This window comes from Methanomethylovorans sp. (assembly GCF_050177135.1).
Classification (GTDB): Archaea; Halobacteriota; Methanosarcinia; order Methanosarcinales; family Methanosarcinaceae; genus Methanomethylovorans.
Window position 1 is genome coordinate 1 of record NZ_JBFXHJ010000032.1, and the last position, 7,134, is coordinate 7,134.

General features: G+C 41.1%; 8 protein-coding genes. 5 read left to right on the plus strand and 3 right to left on the minus strand.

The genetic code is table 11. The annotated features are described in order from the left end of the window. Positions 1 to 200 (plus strand): metal ABC transporter permease (locus AB7U21_RS04215; protein ID WP_428387237.1); only part of this gene is annotated, 200 nt, incomplete at its 5' end. 38 nt (positions 201 to 238) lie between these two features. Here the strand turns inward: AB7U21_RS04215 and AB7U21_RS04220 are convergent. Next, positions 239 to 562 carry a DMT family transporter gene (locus AB7U21_RS04220; protein WP_428387239.1) on the minus strand — a complete coding sequence of 108 codons (324 nt, stop codon included), beginning with the start codon at positions 560 to 562 and terminating at the stop codon, positions 239 to 241. Between the two features lie 332 nt (positions 563 to 894). Here AB7U21_RS04220 and AB7U21_RS04225 point away from each other — a divergent pair, with 332 nt between their 5' ends. The 3 genes from AB7U21_RS04225 to AB7U21_RS04235 all read left to right on the plus strand — a co-directional run bounded on the left by AB7U21_RS04225 (position 895) and on the right by AB7U21_RS04235 (position 3,756). Continuing rightward, positions 895 to 1,695 (plus strand): phosphoribosyltransferase, encoded by an 801-nt coding sequence (locus tag AB7U21_RS04225; protein ID WP_428387241.1) that lies wholly within the window; start codon positions 895 to 897, stop codon positions 1,693 to 1,695. Then, the gene (locus tag AB7U21_RS04230; RefSeq protein ID WP_428387243.1) at positions 1,695 to 2,780 is read left to right on the plus strand and encodes a DNA-processing protein DprA; all 1,086 of its coding nucleotides are present in this window, start codon (positions 1,695 to 1,697) and stop codon (positions 2,778 to 2,780) included. Before AB7U21_RS04225 ends, AB7U21_RS04230 begins: the two co-directional genes overlap by 1 nt. Positions 2,781 to 2,979: 199 nt before the next feature. After that, on the plus strand, positions 2,980 to 3,756 hold the full coding sequence (locus tag AB7U21_RS04235) for an SDR family NAD(P)-dependent oxidoreductase (RefSeq protein ID WP_428387245.1): 777 nt from the start codon (positions 2,980 to 2,982) through the stop codon (positions 3,754 to 3,756). A 100-nt stretch (positions 3,757 to 3,856) separates the two neighbouring features. Here the strand turns inward: AB7U21_RS04235 and AB7U21_RS04240 are convergent, their stop codons facing one another. Together AB7U21_RS04240 and AB7U21_RS04245 are read right to left on the minus strand one after the other, a co-directional pair. Next, entirely contained in the window at positions 3,857 to 4,516 is a 660-nt protein-coding gene (locus AB7U21_RS04240) for a TfuA-related McrA-glycine thioamidation protein (RefSeq protein WP_428387247.1), read from the minus strand. After that, entirely contained in the window at positions 4,516 to 5,793 is a 1,278-nt protein-coding gene (locus AB7U21_RS04245; protein WP_428387249.1) for a YcaO-related McrA-glycine thioamidation protein, read from the minus strand. Before AB7U21_RS04245 ends, AB7U21_RS04240 begins: the two co-directional genes overlap by 1 nt. A gap of 292 nt (positions 5,794 to 6,085) precedes the next feature. Here AB7U21_RS04245 and AB7U21_RS04250 point away from each other — a divergent pair. Then, a partial coding sequence (locus AB7U21_RS04250; protein ID WP_428387251.1) for a cysteine desulfurase occupies positions 6,086 to 7,134 on the plus strand: 1,049 nt, incomplete at its 3' end.

Here is a 7,134-nt window from a genome sequence, read left to right on the forward strand (position 1 = left end):
GTCTGAGCGCACATTATACACATAACCTGCGCAATATGATGTACCTATCCATCTTCTTTGGAGCGTTATTCAGTATAATGGGCCTGATTCTTTCCTATACTCTGGACATTCCCTCAGGTGCCACTATCATCCTTGTGATGTCAGCAGTATATATTATCCATTTTATGTATGATGTCATTAAAAAGAAGGTTCATGCTTAATAGGATGTGCAAGGTACAAAACTAATTTTCTCAGGCGATCAATGGATACTGGTGCTTAAATGCAGTCCGACCACTCCTATTATGATAAGTGCAAGGGACATTATTCTTACAAGTGGCATTGGTTCATGGAATCCCATGAATCCAATAAGTGAGATAAGCGCCACTCCAAGACCAGCCCATATAGCATAGGCAACACTTACATCGATCTTTTTCAGGGCGATGGTAAAAGACACGAAGCTGATACCATAGAACACAAATATCAATATCGACGGTAATGCTTTTGTAAAACCTTCAGACAGTTTCATGCATGTGGTCCCGCATATCTCGAATATTATTGCAGCGGCAAGGTATAGATAGCTCATATTCCTCCTTTATGTTTTTAGATCATGTAGAGAACTTGAATGTTGCTGTTATTCCGAACACTGAGAATTATCAACGATCTCCTGAACCACACAAGTTTTCCCAAAACAAAATTTAACAGGACAGGAATGTATTTTGTCGGCTAGGATTATAGGCTTATCGATAGGGGATTTCTGCAGAGTTTTCATCTCAAAATTTACTTTCACTCCACTTAGCTCAGATACTTATTTACTCCAACTACAAAGTAGCCTTTATGAAATATCAAATTGACAAACTAAAATCAATATCTTTTTCTTATTAATCTCTTATAGAAATTAAAGTGGTGGAGTCTAAAATGACATCGGATCAAGAAAAGCCAAAATGTTGTTTTTTATTTAAAACTGGAGAAAAAAGACCAAATGGCAAAGATTTATACTTGTGCAGACGGAGAGATATGAAAATAGGCTGGCCTAATAATCTTTGCTCAAATTGTAATGAGTATTTAAGCTATTATTCTCCTAAAGATAAATCTGATGAAATTGTAACTGAAGAAGAACTTAATATTGAACTAAATATCATTGAAAAAATGCGATGTAAAATCTTTATTAATCCTGAACAGTACATAACATCTATATTCTCAAATCAAAAATTGGAAACCTATCATTCTAAGGCGGGAGGGCAAAACCCCAACTTTGATGAGATTTCAGAAAATATATTGAGAGTGAAGAATAAAGAGGAAGATGCCATTCAATACTTCATTGAAAGGTTGCAATCTATCCTCTCTAAAGATGAAGAATATGTCATTTGTGTGATGCCTAACAGTGAAAAAGGAATCTGTACTTCTGGAATGATGAACATTGCAAAAAGCCTGTGCAAATCACCGATAATAGATGGAACAGAATGCATTAAAAGGAAGGTTACAGTACCAAAAAAATCGAAAAGCTTATATCGTAAGATTGATCCGGAAAAATTGAAGCAGGAAATTGAATCACTGATTATTGAAAATGAAACTATCATAAAGGGGAAGCAAGTTTTACTTCTTGACGATGTTGCTACAACTGGGACGTCTTTAAAAGCAGGAAGATCTATATTAAAAGAAGCAGGTGCGGAACTTGTTGCCGCAATTGTGCTCGGTCATACATATAAGGGATATTAATGAAATCGATTCCTATTCTAGCACTACAGAATATAAAAGGCATAGGATCAACAGCAATAGACAGAATTTTATCATTGTCTGATGCATCTAGCACTGCTAATCCAGCTGAGTTGCTTTCAATAATCAAAGAAGCAAGAGTTGCATATGGGAGAATAACAATCCCAACAATTCATGATGTTGAAGATGCATGGGTAAAAGCCAATCAGATATTGGATGTATCTCAGGAAAATGGCATCCATATAATTTCCAGAGATAGTGAAAAATATCCATGGCTTCTAAAATACATTCCCGATTCTCCTGCCTTATTGCATGTCAAGGGAAATATTAAAGCTTTAAATCAAAAATGTATTGCTGTTATTGGAACCAGAGATTCAAACGATTATGGCATTTCTGCTGCGAAAAAGATAGGTTTTGATTTTGCAAAAAAGGGATATGTGGTTGTGAGTGGTCTAGCTGAGGGAATAGACTCAGCAGCTCATAGAGGCTCTTTAGAATCAAATGGAATAACAGTGGGTGTCTTAGCACATGGCCTAGATAGTATATATCCTGCTGCAAACAAAAAACTTGCTGCTGAAATACTTGATAATAGTGGCGCCTTGGTTTCAGAATATTCTTGGGGCACAAGAATCCACCGTAGTTACTTTGTAGCTCGTGATAGGATTCAGAGTGGATTATCATTAGGCGTTTTCGTTGTTGAAACTAAAATAAAAGGTGGAACAATGCATACAGTAGGTTTTTGTGAAAAACATGAAAGACAACTGTTTGTTCTTAATCCACCAGAATATTTGATTGACGACCCTCTATTAAGAGGTAACGTTCAGTTGATCTCAGAAAATAGGGGATTTGCTGTTGATATTAGTTCCGATTTAATGTCTGTTACTGAAAAATTAGAATCCATCAAACATGAACTAGAAATACGATTTGCTAAAAAGCACACATATAAAGAATTTGACAAATATATGTGCTCTGAGAAACCTAATCCATCAAAAACTAATGCTAAACTCAATGATTCAACAGAAGGTCTACATGGAGATAAAAAAAAGAAACAGATTATTAAAAATGCTACACTGGACCTGTTCTTATGAATAAATGTAATTCGGGCCATTAATGTAAATTGGATCTAATGGCTATGAGGGTATGGAAAATGTATGGTACATTTTTTGCTTTTATATCAAATTTGCCTGTGGTCCTGTAGTACCTGGTAACTACGAGAGTTTGTCACTTTCACTCTACTTGAATTAGATATTTATTACTTCAAATCCATGCCTGAAAGAGGAATGTCACATGAGTAAAAAATTTAAAATAATAGGGGACGAGTTCGAAGGGAAAGTTGCTATTGTAACCGGAGCAGGAACTGGGAATGGTGAGTCTATTGCTGAGAGACTTTACGCAGGGGGAGCTTATGTTGCGCTTGTTAGTCGCCGGATCGCGCCACTTCATGATATCTGTAAGAGAATTGATCCATCGGGGAAACGCACTTTTTCCATTGAAGCTGATGTTCGAGACCCATATACTATTCAGATGGCAATGAGCGCCATAATCGAGAGGTTCGGAAAGATCGATATTGCTGTGAACAATGCTGGAATTACAGGACCAGCTAACACTCCGCTTCAGGACGTTGATATCGAAGTATGGCGAGATGTTATAGAAACCGATCTCACTGGTGTTTTCTATTGCATGAAATACGAAATACCAGCGATGCTTAAGAATGGCTCTGGAGCTATTGTGAACATGTCATCTGCCAATGGACTTGTCGGCTTGGCTGGGATGGCCGCTTATACAACAGCAAAACACGGTATAATTGGGTTAACTCGTTCTGCAGCTTTGGAATTAGCAGAATCCAATATTCGAGTATGTGCAGTTGCTCCTGGTTATGTTGCAACTCCTAGAATAATGGATTCTGGCAAGGAAACTGTGGATTACATGGCAGCTGCACACCCTATGAAACGCCTTGCTACAAGAGAAGAAGTAGCTGACTTGGTCGCCTATTTACTTAGTGAGAGAGCTGCATTCATAACGGGCAGTGTTCATTGCATAGATGGAGGATACACAGCCCAATAGTGGACTGGTATATGAAAGTTTTCTTCGGTTTCATAAAGCTGTTTAAATAGTGTTAAAAAAAGGCTCGAAACCTTCTAAAAAATTTAAAAGTAACAAGTACTTAGGATTTTACGAGTTCTTTGATCTTATTCAATACCAAGATCGCATCTTCTTTTTTTACATCTGCCTCATGATTACGGCAATAGTCCAGCAGCTTTTTTCCCACTTCTTCGGAAAATAGTCCGGCCTTTATTTCATTCCGTACAACGCCAAGATAACTTCTGTGCCCATATTGTGTCCTCTTGGCCATAGCAGTGAGTTCCATACATGTATCGTGGTCGATAATACCTCCCATATAAGCTGCCTTTAATGTCTCACGTATGTTAACCATAGGAACAGATACCGGTTCGAAGGTTTCAGGATTCGTGGCAACAGCAACCTCATCATCATCCTCGATGACACCATCTCTGTACCACTCGTATATCCTGCCAACACCGATCATACCATGAACATCAAGTTCAGATGCCCTCAAAGCCCCCATACTGCCGCCTCCGACAACTTTAACCCCTGCTTCAAGAGCTTGGAGTATCTCCTTATGGGCGACAGCCGCCCTGTTAAAGAATATGCCATCAATTATCCCTATAATACTATATCCCTTGCGAAGCACATCATCTATGTCCCCTCTGGAAATAGGTGGCATATATGTAGCATCCAGCAGGGTCTTTGCCTCTTTGTGGCTTATGCTGGTGCCTGTGAATACTACTATTTTCCTGTTGCTCATCAATGGTTCGTTCTCCGCTTCCAGGGCCTCTCCTCAGCAGAGAGTTTTCTGCGAGGAGCTTTTTTGATCCTGTTACCTATGCGTTCACGGTCAATGGTGTATACCTCGAATGTGGGCACGATAACTCTCACTACTGGTACACTTATACTATTTCTGGAGAGGTCAACAACTATCGCACGTTCTGTTACATTTTCTATTTGCTGAAGTAACACGTCAATATTTGTGGAAGGTCTGTCTGTGGACAGGTCCTTGACATCGGCAAGTTTCACTTTTTCTCCTTCCTCATACCAGTAGCTGTTCATGCGTTTAATGCGCTCATAGCCGATATCCCTAACAATTTTCTCCCTTTCTGTGTCTTCTCTGGCGCCATGTATCTGTACCACTCTTGATTGTGCAGCTTCGGTGATAGCTCTTCTCACTGCTATGGAAGGGTCGAGGTGTGAACCCGCACCCATTACAAGCAGTGCTGGGTCCTTCAGCCGTACATCATCCATGGCAGTTACCACTGTAGGGACATCAGTGTCATGGAACAGCAGCCAAAGTTTGATGTCAATACCATTCTCTCTGCACATCTGAGCAAGTCTGTAGTTCTCCCCGTCATCTTCAGTGAGCACTATTTCCTTTCCGGGAAAACGGTTGAACTCAGCAATGCTTAATGCATCCCTTTCTAAGACTTCCAGCAGTCCATGAAAAATAGCCTCCTCAATAGTGTTACCAGCCGCCAGACCATTTGTATTGGTACGGAAAAGCTTCACAGACAGTCCCGGGGCATCGTAAGGATGATATACGGCATTAGAGGGTACCAGAACCTCTTCTTTTTTCAGCAGGTCCCATCCGGTGGTCCATTCAATACGGGAAGAAGGCATCGGCTTTTCGGGAGGCAGGAGCGATTGCGGCTCGATAAGATCATAATTTCCACTGGCAATTTCCGGAGTCTCTATGAACTCTTTTGAGGCTATGCTCTCCTGAACATCTTTATTTATACCACTACGCTCCGCAAGACATCTCTCAAAGCTTTCCATGATCGCAGATATGCGCGCTTGCACCTCATTTGCTCCCTTTCCGGAATATACGGAGATGGCGCCCTCAGCGGCGCTGGGCCTGATGCTGGAGAATACAGGTATGCCTATCCTGTCGAGGTCAGTGATGTTGGCAATACGGGTCACTCCGATATCCTTGAGCAGGGGTTGAACCCTTTGAAGGGTCTCCTCTTCCGTGAACACACGCTGGGTTCCCTCTATATAGATAAGGGATTCGTCTATGGTTATCTCGGGCATTAGTATCGAAACTCTCCTGCATATATTATATGTTTTACGACGCCGATCTTACCCAGATATCTGATGGGCGTCAGATATTTATATAATTAGGTATAAATAGAAGTTTCAGCAAGCCAGAAACAGATAAATATGTTTATTATGTAAATAATAATATCTGGAGGCTTGTCCTGTCTAAAAAGAGAGATGAGGTATAATATGAATACAAAAATGCAAGAGAAAAGTAGGAAAACTGATTCTCGCCATTCATCTACTGATTGTTATACAGTGGTAGGTGGAGTGATCAGAGGCAGGCTTGACCCAGAAGATATGGACCTGTACCGTTTCATGGTCGGTGGTCTTCAGGCGAAATAGCCTGCAAAACTATTTTTTACAGGCTGGCGTATTAGGTCGCATGTACGATCTGCCAGCAATAAGAAAGGATTTCCCTCTTCTTGAGGAATTTATATATCTGGACAATGCTGCCACAACACAGACACCTGTGCCGGCAGTAAAAGCCATGGAAGAATATTTTTACAAATATGCCGCCAACCATGGCAGGGGAGCCCATAGGCTTGCGCGGATGACTACCGATAGGTATGAAAATGCCAGAGAGGCAGTTGCATCATTCCTTAACGCTGATGTTACAGGAACAGTTTTCACCCGAAATGCCACAGAGAGTATCAACATGGTGGCTTACGGCTTGCAGTGGCATCATGGAGATCATGTGATAGTTTCCATTGTGGAACATCATTCTAACCTGTTACCTTGGTTGCGGTTGCGGGACCAGGGCGTAGAGGTAACAGTTGTACAGGTTAATGAGGAAGGGGTTGTGGACCCTGAACAGATCGAGCTATCCATAACAGATAAAACACGTTTTGTAGCTGTCAATCATGTGACAAACGTGTTCGGCTCAATCCAGGATATCAGAACAATGGTCAGGATAGGTCATAAAAATGGTTGTCAGATACTTATAGATGCTTCGCAGTCCGCAGGGCACATGCCTCTTGATATGAAAAAAGTAGGAGCGGATTTTCTGGTAACTCCAGGACACAAGGGTTTACTGGGTCCTCAGGGTACCGGTATTCTCTGTCTCAGGGATCATGATTCCATAAGACCAATGTATTTAGGAGGAGGTATGGTGAGTTCTGTATCGATCGACAGTTACCAGATAGAAGCAAGTCCTGCACGTTTTGAGGCCGGGACGCCCAATATTCCCGGAGTCATTGGCCTTGGCAGGGCTGTGGAATATGTACAGGATGCAGGCATTGAGAATATAGAGAAGCATGAAACAACATTGGCAAAGAAAGCTGCTTCTCTGCTGGCTGAGATCCCTCAGGTGCAGGTGTATGGTCCTGAGAACAG

Bases quoted from the DNA above. Each gene is read 5' to 3' on its own strand.
- AB7U21_RS04240 (WP_428387247.1), bottom strand. From the start codon at position 4,516: ATGAGCAACAGGAAAATAGTAGTATTCACAGGCACCAGCATAAGCCAC.
- AB7U21_RS04245 (WP_428387249.1), bottom strand. From the start codon at position 5,793: ATGCCCGAGATAACCATAGACGAATCCCTTATCTATATAGAGGGAACC.
- AB7U21_RS04235 (WP_428387245.1), top strand. From the start codon at position 2,980: ATGAGTAAAAAATTTAAAATAATAGGGGACGAGTTCGAAGGGAAAGTT.
- AB7U21_RS04225 (WP_428387241.1), top strand. From the start codon at position 895: ATGACATCGGATCAAGAAAAGCCAAAATGTTGTTTTTTATTTAAAACT.
- AB7U21_RS04220 (WP_428387239.1), bottom strand. From the start codon at position 562: ATGAGCTATCTATACCTTGCCGCTGCAATAATATTCGAGATATGCGGG.
- AB7U21_RS04230 (WP_428387243.1), top strand. From the start codon at position 1,695: ATGAAATCGATTCCTATTCTAGCACTACAGAATATAAAAGGCATAGGA.